Origin of the sequence: Emticicia sp. CRIBPO, assembly GCF_009905725.1 — a bacterium.
Classification (GTDB): domain Bacteria; phylum Bacteroidota; class Bacteroidia; order Cytophagales; family Spirosomataceae; genus Leadbetterella.
Map to the genome: position 1 here is coordinate 115790 of NZ_JAAAKV010000013.1, position 22162 is coordinate 137951.

Genomic DNA, 22162 nt, shown 5'->3' on the forward strand with positions numbered 1-22162 from the left:
GTTAATAATAAAGAGGCCACTCCTGGCCCTTATAAAAAGACAGCAATGCAATACTTACAAAGAAGACCCCGCAGAAACAGAAAATCCCAGGCCATAAGAGACCTTGTTCAGGAAACAAGTGTTTCGGTTAATGATCTCATATTTCCAATGTTTGTTCTGGAAGGAGAGAAAATCAAATCTGAAATCAAATCTATGCCTGGTATTTACAGGTTCAGTCTTGATTTGTTGCTGGAAGAACTGGCTGAGGTGACTGATCTGGGTATTAAATCAATATGTTTGTTCCCGAATTATCCGGAAGATAAAAAAGACAAATACGGTACGGAAAGCCTGATCCCGGAAACGCTTTATTTAAGAGCTTTGTCTGAAATCAAAAGTAAATATCCTGAGCTTGTGATCATGACCGATGTGGCCCTCGATCCTTACAGCAGCGACGGGCACGACGGCATTGTGGAGAACGGTAAAATCATCAACGACGAAACGGTCGATGTACTGACTAAAATGGCCGTGGCACAGGCCAAGGCCGGTGCTGACATCATCGGGCCGTCGGATATGATGGACGGGAGAATCGGAGCGATCAGAAACGGATTGGATGATGCCGGATTTTCGGAAGTAAGTATTATGGCGTATACCGCTAAATATGCCAGTGCCTTTTACGGGCCTTTCAGAGATGCCCTTGATTCGGCTCCGAAGTTCGGGGATAAGAAAACCTACCAGATGAACTTTGCGAACGTTAAGGAGGCTCTTATAGAGGCAGAGCTGGACTTTGAAGAGGGTGCCGACATGTTGATGGTCAAGCCTGCTTTCAGTTACCTGGACGTCATTAAGACACTGAATGATAATTTTCCGATTCCTATTGCAGCCTACAATGTTTCGGGTGAATACGCCATGATCAAAGCCGCTTCTCAGAATGGCTGGATTGATGGTGAAAAGGCCATGGTCGAGTTACTGACTTCAATAAAAAGAGCAGGGGCAAAGATCATCCTCAGCTATTTTGCCAAGGAGTTTGCTTCGCTGAAAAATCATTAAGCTTTGAGGGGGATAATCCCGGATTATCCTCCGATAGCCACTCTTCTGAGAATGTTGTCAATGATCTGGCGGGTGGTTACGCCATCCGCTTCAGCCTCATAATTAAGGATAATTCTGTGGTTAAACACATCCTTAACCAAAGCCTTGATGTCTTCGGGCAGTACATAATCCCTTTTGTCAAAGAATGCCAGGGCTTTAGCCGCAGAATAAAGGGCTATACCGGCTCTTGGTGAAACACCAAACTGTACGTAACGGGCTTCGTCTTTCAATCCGTATTCTTCGGGGAACCTTGAGGCAAAAACCAATTCAACAATGTACCTCTCAAGCATATCTGAAATCGTGATTTTGTTGATCTCACTTCTGATGGCCATGATGTCTTCCCGGCTCAGAATAGGTTTGACATCATATTTAAAATCAACGTTGGATATCTTCCTGATGACTTCCAGCTCACTTTTCTTATCCAGGTAGTCTACATACACCTTCATCATAAAACGGTCTACCTGGGCTTCCGGAAGCGGATAGGTACCTTCCTGTTCTACCGGGTTTTGTGTGGCCATGACCAGGAACGGGCGGTCCAGTGAATAAGATGATTCTCCGATGGTAACCTGCTTCTCAGCCATAGCTTCCAAAAGGGCAGACTGTACTTTTGCAGGAGCCCGGTTGACTTCATCCGCTAATATAAGGTTGGCAAAGATAGGTCCCTTTTTTACCTCAAATTCTCCGGATTTCTGATTGTAAATCATGGTTCCGATCAGGTCTGATGGTAAAAGGTCAGGAGTAAACTGAATTCTCCTGAAACCCAGGTCCAGGACTCTGGCCAGGGTATTAATGGTTTTGGTTTTAGCCAGCCCCGGCACACCTTCGAGTAGGATGTGGCCTTCGGTAAATAAGCCGATCAGAAGCCTGTTGACAAGATAATCCTGCCCGATGACCACTTTGCTTACTTCAGCTAAAACCTCCTGTATCTTGGAATATAAATAATTGGTATCTTTCATTGAATTGGTTTCTTGTAAAAAAGAAGGGTGAAATTAATGAATTTCGGCCAAAAGTCTAAGTAAAAACGGGCATTATTAAGGCCAGGCTATGATAAAACGGTCTCTCTCAAAAAAATCTTTGATCAGAGTGACTTTGCCAAAACCTTTTTCACGGAACATCTCAGAGGTTTCTTTGCCCAGATAGCTGTTGATTTCAACGATAATGAATCCCTGTGCTGTCAGGTGACTTTGTCCCAGGTCGGCTATTCTCCTGTAAAAAAGCAGGGCATCATCGTCTTTTACGAACAGGGCAAGGCCTGGTTCAAAGTCCAGCACATTACGCCTCATCTCCCCTTTTTCGTTTTCTTTCACATAGGGTGGATTGCTGGCTATGATATCATATTTTTCCTCGGGAAAGCTGGCCGGGTCAAGCACATCAATATTTAAGAATCTGATTTCTGCCTGATTGTTCAGGGCGTTTTTTTTAGCTACTTCCAGGGCTGTTTCTGAGATATCCAGGGCTGTTACTTCAGCGTTTTCAATTTCCAGAGCGAGACTTACGGCTATGCAACCGCTTCCCGTGCCTATATCCAGTATTTTTTTAGCACCTGGTAGGTCTTTTGCATAGTTGATGACATGGTCTATCAGTTCCTCGGTTTCAGGTCTCGGAATGAGCACATGACGGTTGACTTCAAACCTGCGGTTGCGAAACCATTGTTCATTAAGGATGTATTGAACCGGTTCGGAATGGTTAATGCGGATAATGACCTGATCCAGCTCCCTGCTGAGATCTTCAGAAACTTCTACAGGCTGATTGATCAGTAAGTCGGTCTTTTTAAGACCAAGGTATTTTTCCAGCACCAGGGCTGCCACTTCTTTGGATTCTTCTGCTTCATAGACCGTAATACGGTTGTAAAGATCATTAAAAAGGGTCTTACTGTTTATTTTTTGCATAAAAAAAGGGAGGACGTTTGTCCTCCCAAATATAGAATGAAATGCGTTGAGTCTTACAATCTTCTGATCCAAATATTACGGAACTGGGTTTTGTTACCGTGATCCTGCAAAGCAATAACGTCTTCGCCGTGAGCTTCAGGATAAAGGTGAAGTCCGATGTAGTTGGTCAAACCTAAGATGGTCGTGTTGTTCTGAACAAGAACACCGTTGTGCAGAACGGTGATTCTGGCAGGTGCATCCACACGGCCGTCGGCTTTGTATCTCGGAGCAGTATAAATAACGTCGTAGGTGTTCCATTCCAGGGGAGTACGCATAGCGTTTACCAATGGAGCAGCATCTTTATAGATACTTCCTGCCTGTCCGTTTCTGTAAGTACGGTTCTGATAAGAATCCAGTATCTGAAGTTCGTAACGGTTCTGGAAGAAAACGCCGCTGTTTCCACGTCCCTGTCCTGCATTGGCTACTTCATCAGGTGCACTGAACTCAATGTGCAGCTGACAGTCTCCAAATTTAAGTTTGGTTTGTATCATCCCGCTTCCAGGTACCACTTCAAAATGGTCGTTGTTGACAATTTTCCATGGAGCAGCTTTGGAAGGATCTTTCTGGCTTACCCATTGATCAAGATTTTTGCCGTCAAAAAGGATAATCGCATCTGAAGGAGCGTCACCCAGTTTTTTTGCAGGCGTAATTACCGTAACTTCAGGATCCCAGATCTCTGTCATTTCAGGTTTCATCGGCATCGGAGAAACTTCCGGCGGGGTAGAAGGATAAGGACGTTGCTGAGCAAATGTCGACAGGCTTACAACAAGTCCTGTAATAAGAATACTGCTAACCAATAAATTCTTTCTTTTCATATCTAAATCAGGTTGAATTTTATAATGATGCCAAAACTACAAAACAAAGTGGAATCTTCATATAAAAAAATTAAAAAGTCATTGACACATTTTTTTACCGATAAATAACTTTTTGACCCATCCGGGTCCGTATATCATTTGATTTTTGTATGCATGAGGCTATATTTGGTAAGGGTAAATTATTCATCCCTTTATTTATTTAATACCATGAAAAAACTCATCATTATTTCAGCCGTCCTGCTGTTTGCCCTGACCGGCTGTAAGAAAGAAGAAGTTTCGGAGGATGGCATTACCGGGAAATGGAAACTGGAAGATTACTGCAAACCCGATGGAGAGAATTCCTGCCAGGAAGTGACTGTGCCCAAATCAAAATCTGTGGTGATTGAGTTTTCCAGGAGCGGAAAATTCAATGAAACCTATGACAACACCATTCCTGTTGAATACGGATTTATGGGGTGCGGACCCGGCACTTTTACCTATGACGGGGAGGCCGTCTATTTACAGACTATGTGTATGTCATCCACTTATCCTAAAAAAGTGGCAATTCTAAAACATACAAAAAAGGAACTCATACTGAAGCCTTTCAATACCGGCGAATACCGGTTTAAGAGACTTTAATGACTGCCATATCTGCCAAAAAAATCAATGACTCCCTGGCGTCCTGAGAGCATCATGCGTTTTTTTTCATCTTCCGGTACTTTTCGCACCCGGGCACTTACACCCAGGTCATTGATATAGATGGTTCTTTCGGCGTCCCTCGGATTCAGGGTATTGACGTTTCGCATGATGATGCCTGATAATGCCGACATGTAAGAGCTGAAATCCGTGATTTCGAAAGGAGCTAGGCCTTCTTTTTTCTGGACCTCATGTTCTATCTGCTCACACCGTTCCAGCCTCAGGCCTAATGTTTCGGGGTTAAAATCTGATTTTTCGTTATCTGGCTGGAAATATTTTTTATTATCGAATAAAGCTACAGGGAAATTCATCAATAAGCCACCATCCACAAACAAACTGCAGTTTTCACCCGGCAACGGATTTTCTGAAATTTTCCCCTGTTCATTTACCCAGACTCCCCGGTAATAGAGCGGGATAGACATTGAAATCCTTACGGCGTCTGCCACTCTCATGTCGGGGTGGGTTTCATAAGAAAAGACTTCGATTTTTTGCTTGGTTAAATTACAGCCTGTGACATACAGATCCCTGAAAGGATAAGATTGGGCCAGCTGATGAAGCTCTCTGGAAGTCAGGTTGGGATTGCCGGTCCTTTGCTGGATCACCTCTTCCATTTTTAAAAGAAAACTATCTCCTTTGTACCATCCGAACTTATTGATCAGCCGTTTTGACCCGGTAAGTACAAACCCGTCATCATTAAAAGACTCTACGGGTGTATTGCTGATGATATCTGTAATTTCTGAGGGAGAGTAGCCCAGGGCCAGTAAACAGGCCTGAATGGCTCCGGCCGAGGTGCCTGCTGTGCGGACAATGCCCTGAAGGATTCCCTTGTTTTCAAGTTCCTGCAATGCACCTCCGTAGGCAATTCCCTTGATGCCCCCGCCCTCCATGACCAGGTTGCGGTATTTTTGTGCGTGGCTACCCGGGTGGGTAAAAAGAATGATGATTACACTTACAATGACTTTGGTTTTATGCATCGGATTTTTTGTCAGGTTATGATTTTTGAACGTGTAAAGGATTTAAATAGTGCGGTGAGCAGGGATATAATTCACGGAATAGGTCGTAAGTGAAACGGCACGTTTGCTTATTGTTCCAAAGGGTGTATTTTTGCGTTCCTCAACATTAAAAAGGTTTATGAAAGTTTCTATCGTCACGATTACTTATAATTCTGAAAAGACGCTGAAAGACACGATAGAAAGTGTGCTCAGCCAGGACTATGACAATATTGAATACATTGTAGCCGATGGCCTTTCCAAAGACGGCACCGTCGATATCCTTAAATCTTACGGAGATAAAATCAGCTGGGTGTCTGAAAAGGACTCGGGCATTTATGATGCGATGAGTAAGGGAGTGGCAAGAGCCACCGGAGACATCATTGGTATCATCAACTCTGATGATTTTTATCCGGATAACCAGGTCATCAGCAGGGTGGTCGACAAGATGTCTTCTACCGGTGCAGACGCCGTTTACGGAGACTTGCAATATGTTGATTTTGAAGACACCTCAAAGCAAATCAGACTGTGGATTTCCGGTGAATATGAAAAAAACAGATTCCTGAACGGCTGGATGCCACCGCATCCAACTTTCTTTCTGAAAAGAGAAGCCTATGAAAAGTTCGGGTTGTTTGATCCAACCTTCAAAAGTGCCGGCGATTATGAGCTGATGCTGAGGATGCTCTACAAACACAATCTGAAAGCAGCTTACATCCCGCAGGTACAAATGAAAATGAGGGCAGGAGGCGTAAGCAATGTGTCGCTGAAAAACAGGTGGAGGGCCAACAGGGAAGATAAAAGAGCCTGGCAGATCAATGGTTTGGAGCCTAACTGGTACACCTTTATCGTTAAGCCGCTTTCAAAGGTCTTTCAATGGCTTAAGAAATAAACAAAAACAGCCCGGTCTGCATGACCGGGCTGTTTTATTGATACCCTGACGGGCTGATCAACCGTATCCGCCCCTGAATTTGTAAGAGCTCGAAACCTTGTCGATAGCCACGATGTAGGCCGCCAGCCTCATAGAGACATTATATTTCTGAGAAACTTCGAAGACATTGTTAAAGGCATCTTTCATCGCTCTGTCACATCTTCTGTTGATCCTGTCCAGTGTCCATTTGTAACCGATGCGGTTTTGTACCCATTCAAAATAAGAGACGGTTACCCCCCCGGCGTTTGCCAGGATATCCGGAACTACCATAATACCTTTGTCATTGATGATGTCATCGGCTTTGGCAGAAGTTGGTCCGTTGGCTCCTTCCACGATCAGTTTAGCTTGAATCCTGGAGGCGTTGTGTTGAGTAATTACGTCTTCCTTAGCCGCAGGGACCAGGAGGTCGACCGGTAAAAACAATAATTCTTCACTGGCAATCAGTTCGGCTTCTTTGAAACCTTCGAGTGTTCCGCCGTTCTGATTTCTGAAGGCCATTGCCTTTTCGATGTTAATGCCTTTTTCGTTATAATATGCCCCACTGATGTCGCTGATGCCAGTAATGGTCACTCCTTTTTCCTGTAAAAGCTGGGCAGCGTGTGATCCTACGTTACCAAAGCCCTGAACGGCTGCTGTGGAGCGGTAAGGGTTGAGTTTTAATTTATCCATGCCGGATAAGGCCGATACCATGACACCACGCCCGGTTGCTTCGGTTCTTCCCAATGAACCACCCAATACAAGCGGCTTGCCGGTTACCACGGCCTGAACGGTCATTCCTTTGGCTTTGGAATATTCATCCATCAGCCAGGCCATTTCACGCGGACCTGTGCCCATGTCCGGTGCCGGAATGTCTTTATCCGGTCCGAATATATCCAGCATGGCCAGTGCGTAACCTCTCATTAATCTTTCGATTTCACCGGCAGACATATTTCTGGGATTACAGGCAATTCCGCCTTTTGCACCGCCATAAGGAATATCAACCACTGCACATTTCCAGGTCATCCAGGCAGCCAGTGCCCTCACTTCGTCGAGTGTAACATCAGGGTCAAACCTGATACCACCTTTTCCGGGGCCTAAAATGGTAGAGTGAATAACGCGATAGCCTTCAAAAACCTCGATTTTTCCATTGTCCATAGTGACAGGAATACCTACAATGACCTGACGGGCAGGCACTTTGAGGATATTGTACATTTCGTCGCTGATGCCTAAAATTTTCACGGCGGCATCAAACCTCGACATCATGGATTCCAGCGGATTCTCCTTGTCTTTTATAGGTGCAGGCTCTATATATGTCATAAATTTGAATATTAGTTTTATATGATGAAGTCTGAAAAACGATGCAAACTTAGATAAAATATAAAAAAACTTAAAATCGTAATATTTGCCATTGGAAAATGATTTTGCCAAATTAATTTTTGATAAAATCTAACTAAGGTATTTCATCTAAAAATAGGTGTTTATTTCGATAAAGCGGCATTTTGTTGGAATAAATTTTTTTTAAATGATTTGTTATTTGAAATTAATATTGATTAAAAGGTAGTAATAATATATATTTGCGACAATTTTATGAAAATAACCAGTCGACAAACCAAAAATTCTTTTGATTATGACTCAGCAAGAAGAGAAAAACAAGTATTCTGAAAGTGAACTTGCCGAATTCGAGGAAATAATTCTGAAGAAATTGGAAGCTACCAATCTTGAAGTAAATTTTATTAAGGAGACGCTTAGCAGAAGAAACGATAATGGGACGGACAATACTTCCGTAGGCTCTAAAACTCTTGAAGATGGAGCAGATGTAAGAGAAAAAGAACATTTGAGTCAGTCAGCGGCAAGGTTACAGAAATTTGCTACCCAGTTGGAAGCCGCCTTGATCAGAATCAAAAACGGCACCTATGGTATTTGTAAAGATACCGGAAAACTTATTCCCAAAGAAAGACTTAAAGCTGTACCTCATACGCAGCAAACCATTGAAGCTAAAATGAAATCTTCTTGATTTCAGTGAAATATTACAAAAACAAGAAAAGCCGGATCTTCCGGCTTTTCTTGTTCAGGTGTTTTTCCTTTCAAGATCAGGTGTTTTTACGCTTGTTCGAGTGTTATTAACAAGTTAACTTTGGAGTCTTGTAAATAGCCAGGAAATTAACCTATGAAAAAAACTGCCCTGATCCTGAGTGGTGGTGGATTTAAGTGTTCCTATGAAGTCGGTGCCCTGAATCTTATTGCCGAAAACTGGACTGCTATAACCGGAAAATCCGGCCAGATGAAATTTGATCTTGTTGCCGGTGTCTCAGCCGGCGTCTTTAACGGGGGTATGGTGGCGATGGATAAGCTCTCAGAGCTCAATGAGTTCTGGAATCTGTTGGCTAAAAATGGCGGGAAAGAGATATTTGAGTCTGATATTCTTGATGATAAAGGGAACTTCAATCCTGATCCTGACAGACTGGCCAGATACCTTCCGGACACCTGGTTTTTTATCAAGGCGATTTTGAAGTCCGTTTTTGGAATGCTGGCGGGGAAAGGGTTCAGGAAATCTCTTTTAAATGAAGTTATTAAGAAGATCGAGAACAAAATAACTGAAATACGCTCCCTGGCATCTCATGAGCCGCTCCGCCAGAAGATTGAACAGTATTTTTCCAAAGATTTTTTCCCCGAAGACACTCGTTTTTTTTGTGGATTCGTATCACTTGAAGATGCCCGCTATCACATGGTGGAAGCACAAAGTTTTGATACCGATACTGATTTAGCTGAGGCTATGCTTGCCTCGCTTTCCCTTCCCGTTATTTCCAGTCCTGTTGCCGAGGTAGGTTTTAATCAGGAAAAGGTTAAAAATTTAATGGATGGCGGCATCCAGAATATCTCACCGATCGGGAGCGTGATTGAATACATCAGGTCAGATACAGAGTCTGATTATGAGTTGTTTATTATCAATTGCAACAATACCCGGATGAAAAACTATGGAAACGAAAAGCTGAATATTGCCACGATCACTCTGAGGGCCCTGAATGATTTTCTGATGTCTGAAATATTCAGAAATGATATGAAGACCTTTTTGCTGATCAATGAACTGGCAAAACAGGCTGCTCCTGAAGAACTTCTGATCAAGGGGAAAAAGCTCAGGCACTTCAGTTTTTATTACGTTCATCCCGAAGCGGAGGACCAGGAAGACTCGTTTAATCTTTCCATGGAAGTGATTCTGGACAGGAAAGCCCGGGGATATGCTGATGCAGCCCAGGTTTTTAAAGCATTTCTGTAAGAAAAACCGTACAAATTTGTTCGGTGAATCTGAAGGGGAATGGGATATTCATAGTTTCCTACAATAAAATTGGCAAAAACATCCCAAAACTCTAAAAAAAATGCAAAAAAGAAGCCCTTTGAATTTGAATTGTCACGTGGAGTTTTTAATTTTGCACTCCAAAAATCAATAGATTTAATTAAAATTCATTATAAATGGCAAATATTGGTAAAATCTCACAGATCATCGGGCCCGTTGTAGACGTGAGTTTCGAAGGAGAATCAGGTTCTCTTCCTGCAATTTTAGATGCATTGGCGGTAACTAAATCCAATGGACAAAGAGTAGTTCTTGAGTGTCAGCAACACCTTGGCGAAGACCGTATCCGTACCATTGCGATGGACAGTACTGACGGTTTACAAAGAGGAATGGAAGCGGTACACCTTGAGTCTCCTATCACAATGCCGACTGGCGAAGAGATCAAAGGACGTCTTTTCAATGTGGTTGGTGAAGCGATTGACGGTCTTGGAGCAGTAAATACTCCTGGTATGTCAATTCACCGTAACGCACCTAAGTTCGAAGATCTGGCTACTGCCACTGAGATTCTATATACAGGTATCAAGGTAATTGACCTTCTTGCTCCATATGTAAAAGGGGGTAAAATCGGTCTTTTCGGTGGTGCCGGTGTAGGTAAAACCGTATTGATTCAGGAATTGATTAACAATATTGCCAAAGCATATTCAGGTCTTTCTGTATTTGCAGGTGTTGGTGAGCGTACACGTGAAGGTAATGACTTGCTTCGTGAGATGATCGAATCAGGTATCGTTAAATACGGTGATGCTTTCAAACATTCAATGGAAGAAGGCGGATGGGATTTGAGCAAAGTAGACAGAGAAGCTTTGAAAGATTCTCAGGCTACCTTTATCTTCGGCCAGATGAACGAGCCTCCGGGAGCCCGTGCACGTGTGGCTTTGTCAGGTTTGACAGTTGCTGAGCACTTCCGTGATGGTGATGGCGAGGGCAAAGGACGTGATATCCTTTTCTTTATCGATAACATCTTCCGTTTTACACAAGCAGGTTCTGAAGTTTCAGCCCTTTTGGGTCGTATGCCATCGGCGGTAGGTTATCAGCCGACACTGGCTACTGAAATGGGTGTGATGCAGGAGCGTATTGCTTCTACAAAACGCGGATCAATCACTTCAGTACAGGCGGTTTATGTACCTGCGGATGACTTGACTGACCCGGCTCCGGCAACAACATTTGCCCACTTGGATGCCACTACCGTATTGAGCCGTAAAATTTCTGAGTTGGGTATCTACCCGGCGGTTGACCCTCTTGACTCATTCTCGAAAATTCTTTCTGCAGAAGTTTTGGGTGAGGCTCACTACAACTGTGCTCAGAGAGTTAAAAATATTTTACAACGTTACAAAGAACTTCAGGATATCATTGCGATCCTTGGTCTTGAAGAACTTTCAGAAGAAGATAAGCAGATCGTTTCAAGAGCCCGTCGTGTACAACGTTTCTTGTCTCAACCATTCTTTGTGGCTGAACAATTTACAGGTCTGAAAGGGGTATTGGTAGACATCAATGATACCATCAAAGGATTTAACAAAATCATTGACGGTGATTATGACCACTTACCTGAAGCAGCTTTCAACCTTGTGGGTACTATTGAAGACGCTGTTGTAAAAGGAGAGAAGCTGATTGCTGAAGCTGCAGGAAAATAATTGTTTTCACCTGAAACGCTTAAATTTTTGAAATTATGCAATTAGAAATAATAACACCCGATAAAAATGTTTTCAAAGGAGAAGTTGACTCTGTCATTCTTCCCGGGAAACAAGGGCAATTCCAGATATTGAAAGATCACGCCCCGCTGGTAAGTACGCTTGCCAAAGGAGACTTGGTTTATGAAGCAAATGGTAAAAAAGAAAGTATCCTGGTAGACGGCGGTGTGCTGGAGGTTTCTAAAAATAAAATTTTGGTTCTTGCTGAAGCAGTCGCTTAATATCTGAGATATAAGTATTAAAAAAAACTCCGGAGCTTTTAAGGTTCCGGAGTTTTTTTGTTTTTGATAAATTATTTTGTCAGAACAGGAACTTCCCAATCAAGATACCTCGTGTCAAAACTGATAGCACTCCGGGGATCTTTTGACTCCTCTACGGTCGAAATTTTCAATACCTTTTCAACAACCATTTTCTCAAGAAATGTTCTTATATCGGTAAAACATTGCTTGTTATCAATGGAAAAAACATCAGATAGATGATTAACAAGCTTTTCAACTTTTACGGGTTCATTAATATAATTGAATATATAGTCGCCGGTTTCGTTGAATCCTAAAATGTTAATCTTTGAAGAATCTAAAATGATAGTCATTCCTGCTACATTTGCCACGTGCAAATTGGAGCTTCTTTCAAGAGTATCTTGAATTTTAATCATTTTTCATGTAATATCTAGCCTATAAATACAAAAATAAGAAATTACGCTGTATAAACTACCCCAATAATTGTTTTGTTTTAATTTTTATGATAAGAAACCGTTAATATTGAAAGGTCATCAAATGATAATTAAAGGGTTTTATTTATTATCTACATTTTTATTAGCTTTGCAGGATAATAATTAATTATGGGGATACGCTCAATTTTTAGCAAACCGCTGGCCGCATTTGTGGTGTCAAAGCAGAAGAAATGGATTAAAAATTCAGTAGAAGTACAGGAAAACTGGCGTAAAAGTATTGTAAATGATGCTTCAGCAACATTGTTTGGTAAAGACCACCATTTTTCTGATATAAAAAGCTATGAAGATTTTAAGCAAGCAGTACCCATTCGCGACTACGAAGCATTAAGGCCTTATATACAAAGGATAACAGAAGGTGAATCAGATGTCTTATGGCAGGGTAAACCGCTTTATCTTTCTAAAACCTCAGGCACAACCTCAGGTGTAAAATACATCCCGATCACTGATGTGTCCATTCATAATCATATTGACTCCGCCAGAGATGCAATCCTGAATTATATTAACCAGACCGGGAAATCCCGGTTTCTCGACAAAAAACTTATTTTTTTATCAGGAAGCCCTGTTCTGGATCAGAAAGCAGGAATACACACCGGAAGGCTTTCGGGCATTTCTAACCACCATGTTCCTGCTTACCTGAGGTCTAACCAGGTGCCAACTTACGAAACCAATTGTATAGAAGACTGGGAAACCAAGCTGGAAAAGATTGTCGATGAGACCCTTGACCAGCGGATGGGACTTATCTCGGGTATTCCACCATGGGTTCAGATGTATTTTGACAGGATCCAGGCCCGGACGGGGAAAAAGATCAAAGATGTTTTTCCTGACTTTGATTTGTTTATTTACGGTGGGGTCAATTTTGAACCTTATAAAGCAAAGCTGTTTGATTCCATTGGAAGGAAAGTAGACTCTATTGAGCTTTATCCTGCCTCAGAGGGTTTCATGGCTTATCAGGACAGTCAGACAGAGGAAGGACTGCTTTTGTTGCTTAATACAGGTATTTTCTTTGAGTTTATTCCGGCAGATGAGTACTTTAATGAAAATCCGCGAAGATTGAGCATCGGGGAGGTGGAGCTGGATAAGAACTACGCTGTGATCATCAACAGCAATGCAGGCCTTTGGGGATATTCTATAGGAGACACCGTGAAATTTGTATCCCTTGAGCCGTACAGAATAGTGGTAACCGGAAGAATCAAACATTTTATTTCAGCATTCGGAGAGCATGTGATCGGGGAAGAAGTCGAAAAAGCCATGCGATATGCCTGCGAGCGTCATCCTGAAGTGGAACTTGTAGAATTCACCGTGGCACCAATGGTAACACCCAATGAAGGTCTTCCTTACCACGAATGGCTGATAGAATTCGGTAACCCTCCTGCAGATCCGGTTAAATTTGCTGAAGATCTGGACCGCAAAATGGTTGAATTGAATGTCTATTATAAAGACCTTATCACCGGCAGTATCCTGAGGCCATTGGTGATCAAATCATTGCCTAAGAATGCTTTTATCAACTACATGAAGTCGATCGGAAAGTTAGGCGGGCAGAACAAAGTACCTCGCCTGGCTAATGAGCGAAAGATAGCGGATGTCCTGCATCAGATGGGCGAAGGATGATATTCAGAAATCTATCTCCAGGATCTCCGGATCTTCCAATAATTCTCTGATGGCTTTTTCATGGTTTTTTTCCGGGCCTTGTACGATCCAGTTGCCCGTAATCAAATCATTTATTTTGCTTTGAGGTCCTCTTTTGGCTTCAAGACCAAACTGCTCAAATTTTTTCTCATAATGCTTAAGCGTACTTTTGTTATATTGACAAACGATGCGGTAATTCCGGCTGATGTTCGATTTTTTGATTCTTACCTGTATCTTGGCAAGGCTGTATAACGTAAAAACCACCAGGATCATGGCTACCAGTCCTGAGCCATAAAGACCGTTTCCGAAACCAATACACATGCCCAATGCGGAAGTCACCCATACAGCCGCCGCTGTGGTTATGCCGGTGATCTGGCTAGTGGCACTCTCACGAAATATAATGCCACCCCCTATAAACCCGATTCCTGTTACAATATTGGCCGCAATCCTGCTGGGATCGGTGCCCAGTTTTATAGAAATGAGCGTAAATAAAGTGGACCCGAGACAGATCAGGATAAGGGTTCTTAAGCCTGCAGATTTACTGTGATATTCCCTTTCAAAGCCAATAACAGCCCCAGTAAAGCATGAGAGGAGTAGCTTGATGATGTCTTCTGTGGCGAAGTCAATATTGATCATGGATGCTTAATAATTTATAATTTTTCTAAACCAAAACTTAACATACATTTTTTGTATTTGTGAAATTAATATTAATTATTTGTAGATTATTTTAAATCAAAAAAATTCCAACATGAAAGCCGAAGATAAAATTCTGGTACAAGGCATAACAGAAGCACTCACAGAAATTGTTTCAAAAGAAGTCAAATCAAAAAAAATCAAAAAGGCTGTCTCTGAGATTGCGAAAGATCTGACTAAAAAGATCAGCAAACAAAAGAAGAAGGAGGAGAAAGAAGAAGCCAAGGCTATTAAGAAAGAGGCTAAAGAGCAGAAGAAAATAGTAAAGAAAGAGACTAAAAAAGAACATAAGGCAAACAAAAAGTTGAAAAAAGAAGAGCCTGAAGTCTGGAAGCCTAAAGAGGTGGAAGTTCAATAAAAAGATACCGGGAAGCCTTGATTTATTTTAAGGCTTCCTTATTCGTTCACACATCACTATATAAAAATATGAAATCCCATTACCTGCTTATTGCAGCTTTTGTACTTTGTTCATTTGTTACCAAAGCTTCTGATATTATTATCACCGAGATTTTTGCCGACCCGACGCCATCTCATGGTTTACCGGAAAAGGAATTTATCGAATTATATAATCCGGGTCAGAGTTCCGTACAACTAAAAGGTTACTCCCTTCAATATTCCAGTTCAAAAACCGAATTTCCTGCCTTTGAAATCTTACCGGGCCAATATGTTATTGTATGTAAAAAAGGAAATGAAGCCGATTTTCTGACTTTTGGTAAGGTCATAGGGCTCAGTAGCTTTTCCTTATTGAATGAAGGAACGCTGCTGGTTTTAAAAGACAGTAAGGGCAAAGACGTTTTTTCTGTGAGATATTCTTCTCAATGGTATGCCGCAGGAAAGGATCAGGGCTTTTCGCTGGAAATGATAGATAAGAACTATGCGTGCAGGGGAAAGCAAAACTGGACTTCCTCTTCCTCTCCGGCCGGGGCGACGCCCGGGGCTGTCAATGCTTCTGCTGCAGTGAAACCCGATACCGAAGGGCCGGTTTTACTCAGTCATTATTTCGAAGATCAGAAACTGGTGCTGACGTTTGATGAAAATCTTAACCAGATACAGGCGACAGCTGATTTCCTGATTGACAATGAAGCATTCAAGGTTAATGAAGTTAAGACGGATCGGTATGAAAATGATATAATTCAACTTATATTAAACAGGGCTCTCTCCGGGAATGATTTCTTCACTTTAAAAATAAGTAAAATAGAAGATTGTTCAGGAAATGTAATGGAGCCTCTGGCTTTGACACTTGGTAATTTCCCGGTTCCGGATTCGTCAGAACTGCTGATCAGTGAAATTCTTTTTAGCCCGGTTGCCGGAGGAAGTGATTTTGTGGAGTTATATAATAATTCAGATCATAAAATAAATCTCAAAAACTGGTTTCTGGCTCACAAAAACACTAAAAATGAAGTTGACGGGTTTTCGTTTATCTCCAAAACCGATCTGATTATTCCGGAAAGATCCTATGTTGCCATAACAGAAAACAAAACGGCTCTCAGGTCTCAGTATCCCAAAGCTCCGGAAGAAAACATTTACGAAGCAGGTACACTACCTTCTTTTTCGATTGCTTCAGGGGCCGTTATCCTGGCCGATCCCACTAAAAAGATTTTTGAAATTTTCGATTATGCAGAAGGCATGCATAACCCTATGCTGGATGATAAAAAAGGGGTGTCGCTGGAGAGGGTAAGTTTTGATGTGCCGGCATCAAATTTACGTAACTGGAAATCTGCTTCGGCATTGGATAATTTCGCGACGCCAGGATACCGGAATTCTCAGGCGGAGAATCCTTCTCTTAGTAAATGTTATGTTGAACCGGTGATTTTTTTTCCTTATTCCAAAGGAGATTCAAGTAAAGCCAGTCTGAGAATTTTGTTGTCCGAGCCTGGAAATACGATCTCAGTGAAGGTTCTGAACAGAAGCGGTCAGGTAGTGAAAAGTTTAATCGAGAATGCCATAGCCGGAACTGACGGTCGTGTAGAATGGGACGGTAGTGACAATTCCGGCGGTCTGTTGCCGGTCGGCTATTATGTATTCCGGGTAGATGTTACTTCACCTGCTTCTACGCATACTTTTTTAGTTAAAACCGTTCTCGGGGCCTATTAACGCATTATTCAGGCCCCTTATTTTGCCGAATATTATCAGAATATTATTTTGAATAGTAATATTTAAGAAAAATATGTTGCTATTCTAGTATATAGTTATTTAATTTGTACTATTCAAATATTAATTTGAATAAGCAAGCTCTCTTTTTAACCAATTTAAAACCTAGGTTTCTTATGAAATTAAAAATTTATCTGAAGTATTTTTTCTTGCTTCTTGTTGCAACTTCCCTGTTTACAGTGGACGGCTTTGCTCAGGCAAGAAAAGTTAGTGGAAAGGTCGTTGGCTCTGACGACAATTCCGGGATCCCCGGAGCATCCGTAACCATCAAAGGTACCACTAGAGGTGGTTCTACTGATGCGGAAGGAAATTATTCTATCGATGTCAGAGGACCGAACGATGTTCTTGTGTTTAGCTTTTTGGGTTACACGACACAGCAAATCACTGTCGGAAATCAGACAACAATTAATGTAACTTTAGCTTCTGATGTATCTTCATTGGAAGAAGTTGTTGTTACAGGTTATTCAGTTGACAAAAGAAAAGAATCTACGGGTGCTGTTTCTATTGTAAAATCAAAAGATCTGACAACTGTTCCATCTTCGAGTGTTGAACAACAACTTCAAGGTAGAGTGGCCGGTTTAACGGTAGTAACTACCAGTCAGCCGGGTTCTGGTAGCCAGATCAGGGTCAGGGGTTTTGGTGCTTTCGGTGGTAACCAGCCTTTGGTTATTGTTGACGGTTATCCTGTAGGTAACGCTGATTATCTGAACCCTGAAGATATTGAAACAACTACTGTATTGAAAGACGCCTCTGCTGCTTCTATTTATGGAGCAAGAGCGGCTAACGGCGTAATTGTATACACTACAAAGAAAGGTAAGAAAGGAGCTAAAAAATTAAGTATAACGTATGACGGTATCTTCGGATTTACAGATCCGGGTAAAGGTCAGAAAATGATGAATCCTCAGGATCAGGCTACATGGACGTGGAATGCCCTTCGTAATTCAGGATCTCCTTTGACTCACCCTCAGTACGGTTCAGGGGCAACGCCGGTTATCCCTGATTATCTGAAAGTAGGAAATCAGAGTGGTGTCATCGGTACTGTAGACCTTGCTGCAGAAGCTAAAAAATATAACATTACCGGACCAACCATCGGTGATTTTTACCAGGTAATCAAAGCTAACAAAGCAGGTACTGACTGGTATGATGCATTGACTCAGACAGGAACGATTCAAAGACACACCCTTGGTTTCTCGGGTGGTGGAGAAGGATCACGTTTTTATATTGGTTTTTCTGCTCAGGATCAGCATGGTATTCTGGCCAGCCAGAAAGCGAAAAGATATGCAGCCAGAATCAATACCGAATTTGATGTATTTAAAAATGTAAGGATAGGTGAAAACCTTCAGCTTACTTATTTCCAGATTCTCGGAAGAGACGGAGATAACGGCGGTCTTTCCAGTTCTCAAAACGAAAATGATATTTTGGCGGCATTCAGATCTCCAACTATCTTACCGGTATATGATGAATTCGGAGGTTATGCAGGTACTACTGCTCTAGGTTTCGGACAGGGTTCAAACCCGGTTGCTAACCAGCAGAGAGGTAAATTGAACAGGAATTTCAACGGTTTGGCTACAGGTAATATTTACATAGAGATTGATCCGATTAAAGATTTGACGATTAAATCATCTGTAGGTATGAACTATATCAACTCTTACGGATGGGGATATGGTCAGCCGATTTATGAAACACTGGAGAACAAGGGTGTTAACTGGTCATATAATGAAAGTAGCAGTTTTGCTTTGGGGTATACAATTACCAATACTGCTACTTATAAGAAGAAATTCGGTATCCACGGTATTGAATTATTGGCTGGTCACGAAGCATTGAATACAGGGTTTGGTAAAAACTTAAGTGCAAGTGGTAGAAATCCGTTTGCAGGAGATATTGACTATATTACTATTTCCAAACTGGATATCATCAACCCTGCTCAAAGTGGAAAGAATAATGGAATTACATTCCTGTCTTATTTCGGAAGGGCTATTTATAACCTTAATGAAAAGTATATCATTACAGGGGTGTTGCGTCGTGACGGATCTTCCCGTTTTGGTTCTGAGTCGAGATACGGTGTTTTCCCTGCAGTTTCTGCAGCATGGCGTTTGTCTGACGAGTCATTCATGAAGGAAATTCCATGGATTACAGATTTGAAAGTAAGAGGTGGATATGGTACAATGGGTAACTCTAATAACGTTGACCCAGGTAACCAGTTCAGTCTTTATGCTCAGGATCTTGCCAACTCAGTGTATGACATCGCAGGTTCAAATGCAGGTGTAACCAGTGGTTTTAAACAATCAAGAATTGGAAACCCGGCTGCCAAGTGGGAAACCAGTATTACCAAAAACATCGGTTTTGATGGTACTTTCTTCAAAAGCAGATTAGAGGTAGTTTTAGACTTGTGGCAAAAAGATACAAAAGACCTGTTATACAGACTTCCTATTACACAAACCGTTGGTGGTGCTACTCCTCCATCTGTTAACGTAGGAACTATGGTTAACAAAGGGATAGATGTTCAGGTCATTAACCGCGGTAAAATTGCCAAGGAAGTAGCTTATGAGGTAAATGTAACGGGTAGTTTCCTTCACAACGAAATTACCAAGATTGGTGGCAACCTGACTTACCTTTTGGATGTTAATCCTGGATTCAGAGGGGTCAATCCTATCAGAAACCAATTGGGTTATTCACTGTCTGCATTCTACGGGTATAAAGTAGCTGGTCTATTCCAGTCACAGGAAGAAGTTACTTCTTCTCCGGCTCAGGATGGAGCAGCCCCTGGTCGCTTCAGATATCAGGATGTTAATAATGACGGTAAAATCAATTCTGATGACCGTACCTACCTTGGAAGTCCGGTACCTACCTTTACAGGTGGTCTTAACTTTACTTTGAAGTATAAGAACTTTGAACTATTGTCTTATTTCTATACTTCAATTGGAAACAAAATCTTTAACCTTTCTAAAAGATTTACAGATTTCTATCCTTTGTTTGCCGGTTCTGCTATTTCAGAAAGAGTTAAGGATTCGTGGACTCCTCAGAACAGAGATACAAAAATCCCTATTTTTGAAGCAAACGATGGCTTTAGTACAGGTTCTCAGGCGAGTGATTTTTATGTAGAGGACGGATCTTATCTAAGATTCCAGAACTTGTCTCTTGCTTACAATGTTCCTTCGACGTTTGTTGATAAATTAAAACTTGGAAGTTTAAGATTGAACGCTTCTGTCAATAATTTATTTACAATTACCAAATATGGTGGATTGGATCCTCAGGTAGCAGGTGCGGCAGATACCAATTTCGGTATTGATTTGGGTAACTTCCCAATGACCCGCCAGGTGAATTTTGGTATTAACGTTGGGTTTTAATTAATATAAATTGAACATTACGATGAAAAAAATAACAATTGTAGTATTATTCTTATTGCTTTTTGCAGGTTATTCTTGTAAAGAAAGCTTTCTGGATGTAGCTCCGACGGGCTCATTAGCCAAGGCCCAGCTTACAACAAAGGCCGGACTTGAAGGGGCATTGATCGCCGCCTATGCACAATTAAGCGGTTTGGGAAGTTATGCTTCCGGCCCTTCCAACTGGGTTTGGGGAAGTATTAGAGGTGGAGATGCCAATAAAGGTACTGACCCGGGTGACTTTTCGGATATTAACCCGATACAGCGTTTTGAATATTCTCCTACCTTGCCTTTCAGCGGAGAGGTTTATCAAGGTCATTTTGAAGGTGTTGCCAGAGCAAATGCCGTATTGGCTCTTCTTAAGGAAGCAGCGGCTTCTGTAAAACCTGAAGATATAGCAAGAATGGAAGCCGAGGCTAAGTTTCTGAGAGCACACTTCTATTTTCAGCTGAAGAGAAACTTTGATATGGTTCCTTATGTAGATGAAACCAATAACGTTACAAACGGAATTGAGAAAGTTAAGAATGATGTAGATCTATGGCCAAAAATTGAAGCAGATTTCAAAGCTGCTTATGATAAACTTCCTGAAGTAGCAGATGCAGCAGGTAGAGCCAACAAATGGGCTGCTGCTTCTTATCTTGCCAAAGTGTACATGTTCGAAAAGAAATATACTGAAGCAAAAGCTTTGTTTGATCTGATCATTGCTAACGGTAAAACTGCCGGAGGTAAGAAATATGCATTACTTCCTAAATACTCTGATCTTTATGTGATCGCTAATGACAATAATGCGGAGTCGATCTTCTCAGTACAGGCGACAGTAAAATCAGGTAACGGTAATAACGCCAATGCCGATCTTCAGTTGAACTACATTCAGGGTGTTGACCCGGGTACTTGTTGCGGATTCTTCCAGCCTTCATTTGAATTTGTAAACTCTTTCAGAACAGATGCTGCAGGATTGCCGATTCTCGATGGTTCATACAATGATCCCGCTAAAGCCGTTAAGAATGACATGGGTCTTAAATCTGACGAAGCTTTCACGCCTGATGCAGGTCCTTTGGACCCGAGACTTGATCACTCAGTTGGTCGCAGAGGTATTCCTTTCAAAGACTGGGGTGTACACACAGGAGCCAGCATGATCAGAAACCAGCCTAACGGAGGACCGTACTCACCTAAGAAATATTTGTTTTCAAAAGCTGAAAAAGCTGCAGGTATGACTGAGACAGGTGGTTGGGGACACCAGACTTTCAATGCTTACAACGTCAATATTATCAGGTTTGCTGATGTGCTTTTGATGGCTGCTGAAGCTGAGATCGAAGTCGGAAGTTTGGCTAAGGCACTGGAATATACCAATATGGTGAGAGGAAGAGCTGCCAATCCGAATGATTTTGTAACCTTAGACGGAAAACCTGCTGCCAATTATAAAATTGCCTTGTATCCTGCATTCGCTTCAAAAGAGGCTGCAAGAACAGCGGTACGTTTTGAGAGAAGACTTGAGCTGGGAATGGAAGGATACCGTTTTTATGACCTTGTTCGCTGGGGCGAGGATGTTGCCGCGATCAATAAGTATCTGACTTATGACCAGGTAAGACTTCCGGGAGCCTTGGGCGGAGCGAAGTATCAGGCTAAAAATGCACTATTGCCTTTACCGCAGTCGCAAATTGACTTGGTTGGCCGTGATATTTTAAAGCAAAATCCGAATTATTAATTAAAATCAGGATATTTGAAAAGGGTAGAAGGTTCACTTCTACCCTTTTTTATGATTTCTGCCATTGAAGCGGATCGTTTATCCTGCTGAGAATCTCAGGGATTTTTAAAAACACACTTCTGTTCGGTTAAACACCTGTCTCTCATTTCACCTGAAGTTCATATTTGTCCCTGGTTGAATCAGGGGTTAAAATTAGCTTAGTATTTAAAAGCTTCTGTGGCATATTATGCATTAAAAGTGTAAGAGACAATGTTTTTCCAGGTTTAGAAGGAAAGATCTTTAAGTGACAGGAATGCCTTGTGCAAACCATTGCATTGGTAAAAAATAAAATAATCCGATTCGATATGTCCTGGCTTTTTGTTTATATTTATATCCAAAAACCTTAATCATTGCTATGAAATTTAACTTTACTATTCTTATTTTTTTCGTTTTCATTTTTTTTAGCTGCAAAGAAAAAACAT

General features: G+C 41.7%; 19 protein-coding genes. 12 read left to right on the plus strand and 7 right to left on the minus strand.

Translation table 11 applies throughout. The features are described from left to right. Positions 1 to 45 precede the first annotated feature (45 nt). On the plus strand, positions 46 to 1026 hold the full coding sequence (gene hemB, locus GVN16_RS23020) for a porphobilinogen synthase (protein ID WP_166566314.1): 981 nt from the start codon (positions 46 to 48) through the stop codon (positions 1024 to 1026). 23 nt (positions 1027 to 1049) lie between these two features. Here hemB and GVN16_RS23025 read toward each other — a convergent pair whose 3' ends face one another. From GVN16_RS23025 to GVN16_RS23035, 3 genes are all read right to left on the minus strand, one after another. Next, the gene (locus GVN16_RS23025; protein WP_166566315.1) at positions 1050 to 2021 is read right to left on the minus strand and encodes a MoxR family ATPase; all 972 of its coding nucleotides are present in this window, start codon (positions 2019 to 2021) and stop codon (positions 1050 to 1052) included. Between the two features lie 75 nt (positions 2022 to 2096). Then, on the minus strand, positions 2097 to 2954 hold the full coding sequence (prmC, locus tag GVN16_RS23030; RefSeq protein ID WP_166566316.1) for a peptide chain release factor N(5)-glutamine methyltransferase: 858 nt from the start codon (positions 2952 to 2954) through the stop codon (positions 2097 to 2099). Between the two features lie 53 nt (positions 2955 to 3007). Beyond that, entirely contained in the window at positions 3008 to 3808 is an 801-nt protein-coding gene (locus GVN16_RS23035) for a DUF1080 domain-containing protein (RefSeq protein ID WP_166566317.1), read from the minus strand. 207 nt (positions 3809 to 4015) lie between these two features. On the opposite strand from GVN16_RS23035, the gene GVN16_RS23040 reads away from it, so the two are divergent. Next, a complete protein-coding gene (locus GVN16_RS23040) occupies positions 4016 to 4426 on the plus strand; it encodes a lipocalin family protein (RefSeq protein WP_166566318.1) in 411 nt (136 codons plus the stop codon). Here the strand turns inward: GVN16_RS23040 and GVN16_RS23045 are convergent. After that, the gene (locus GVN16_RS23045) at positions 4423 to 5457 is read right to left on the minus strand and encodes a patatin-like phospholipase family protein (RefSeq protein ID WP_166566319.1); all 1035 of its coding nucleotides are present in this window, start codon (positions 5455 to 5457) and stop codon (positions 4423 to 4425) included. The genes GVN16_RS23040 and GVN16_RS23045 overlap by 4 nt on opposite strands. Before the next feature lie 157 nt (positions 5458 to 5614). On the opposite strand from GVN16_RS23045, the gene GVN16_RS23050 reads away from it, so the two are divergent. Then, the gene (locus GVN16_RS23050; protein ID WP_166566320.1) at positions 5615 to 6361 is read left to right on the plus strand and encodes a glycosyltransferase family 2 protein; all 747 of its coding nucleotides are present in this window, start codon (positions 5615 to 5617) and stop codon (positions 6359 to 6361) included. 57 nt (positions 6362 to 6418) lie between these two features. On the opposite strand, the gene GVN16_RS23055 is transcribed toward GVN16_RS23050, so the two are convergent. After that, entirely contained in the window at positions 6419 to 7696 is a 1278-nt protein-coding gene (locus GVN16_RS23055) for a Glu/Leu/Phe/Val dehydrogenase (RefSeq protein ID WP_166566321.1), read from the minus strand. Between the two features lie 310 nt (positions 7697 to 8006). On the opposite strand from GVN16_RS23055, the gene GVN16_RS23060 reads away from it, so the two are divergent. From GVN16_RS23060 to atpC, 4 genes are all read left to right on the plus strand, one after another. After that, a complete protein-coding gene (locus GVN16_RS23060) occupies positions 8007 to 8393 on the plus strand; it encodes a TraR/DksA C4-type zinc finger protein (protein WP_166566322.1) in 387 nt (128 codons plus the stop codon). 153 nt (positions 8394 to 8546) lie between these two features. After that, positions 8547 to 9653: a patatin-like phospholipase family protein gene (locus GVN16_RS23065; RefSeq protein ID WP_166566323.1), complete on the plus strand. Its 1107-nt coding sequence runs from the start codon at positions 8547 to 8549 to the stop codon at positions 9651 to 9653. Positions 9654 to 9847: 194 nt separating this feature from the next. Further along, on the plus strand, positions 9848 to 11356 hold the full coding sequence (gene atpD / locus GVN16_RS23070; RefSeq protein WP_166566324.1) for a F0F1 ATP synthase subunit beta: 1509 nt from the start codon (positions 9848 to 9850) through the stop codon (positions 11354 to 11356). A gap of 35 nt (positions 11357 to 11391) precedes the next feature. Beyond that, positions 11392 to 11634, plus strand: a complete 243-nt coding sequence (gene atpC / locus GVN16_RS23075) for an ATP synthase F1 subunit epsilon (protein WP_166566325.1) — start codon at positions 11392 to 11394, stop codon at positions 11632 to 11634. A 71-nt stretch (positions 11635 to 11705) separates the two neighbouring features. Here the strand turns inward: atpC and GVN16_RS23080 are convergent, their stop codons facing one another. Continuing rightward, positions 11706 to 12065, minus strand: coding sequence for a PqqD family protein (locus tag GVN16_RS23080; protein WP_166566326.1), 360 nt, complete (start codon positions 12063 to 12065; stop codon positions 11706 to 11708). A 186-nt stretch (positions 12066 to 12251) separates the two neighbouring features. On the opposite strand from GVN16_RS23080, the gene GVN16_RS23085 reads away from it, so the two are divergent. Continuing rightward, positions 12252 to 13751 (plus strand): GH3 auxin-responsive promoter family protein, encoded by a 1500-nt coding sequence (locus GVN16_RS23085; RefSeq protein WP_166566327.1) that lies wholly within the window; start codon positions 12252 to 12254, stop codon positions 13749 to 13751. Between the two features lie 3 nt (positions 13752 to 13754). On the opposite strand, the gene GVN16_RS23090 is transcribed toward GVN16_RS23085, so the two are convergent. Further along, complete coding sequence (locus GVN16_RS23090) at positions 13755 to 14405, minus strand: MgtC/SapB family protein (RefSeq protein WP_205748959.1); 651 nt, start codon at positions 14403 to 14405, stop codon at positions 13755 to 13757. A gap of 112 nt (positions 14406 to 14517) precedes the next feature. Between GVN16_RS23090 and GVN16_RS23095 the strand changes: the two genes are divergently transcribed. The 4 genes from GVN16_RS23095 to GVN16_RS23110 all read left to right on the plus strand — a co-directional run bounded on the left by GVN16_RS23095 (position 14518) and on the right by GVN16_RS23110 (position 21701). Further along, positions 14518 to 14820 (plus strand): hypothetical protein, encoded by a 303-nt coding sequence (locus GVN16_RS23095; RefSeq protein WP_166566328.1) that lies wholly within the window; start codon positions 14518 to 14520, stop codon positions 14818 to 14820. Positions 14821 to 14888: 68 nt separating this feature from the next. Beyond that, positions 14889 to 16556, plus strand: a complete 1668-nt coding sequence (locus tag GVN16_RS23100) for a lamin tail domain-containing protein (RefSeq protein WP_166566329.1) — start codon at positions 14889 to 14891, stop codon at positions 16554 to 16556. A gap of 173 nt (positions 16557 to 16729) precedes the next feature. After that, a complete protein-coding gene (locus tag GVN16_RS23105) occupies positions 16730 to 19960 on the plus strand; it encodes a TonB-dependent receptor (RefSeq protein WP_166566330.1) in 3231 nt (1076 codons plus the stop codon). A gap of 22 nt (positions 19961 to 19982) precedes the next feature. Further along, positions 19983 to 21701, plus strand: coding sequence for a RagB/SusD family nutrient uptake outer membrane protein (locus GVN16_RS23110; RefSeq protein WP_166566331.1), 1719 nt, complete (start codon positions 19983 to 19985; stop codon positions 21699 to 21701). Positions 21702 to 22162: the final 461 nt, after the last annotated feature.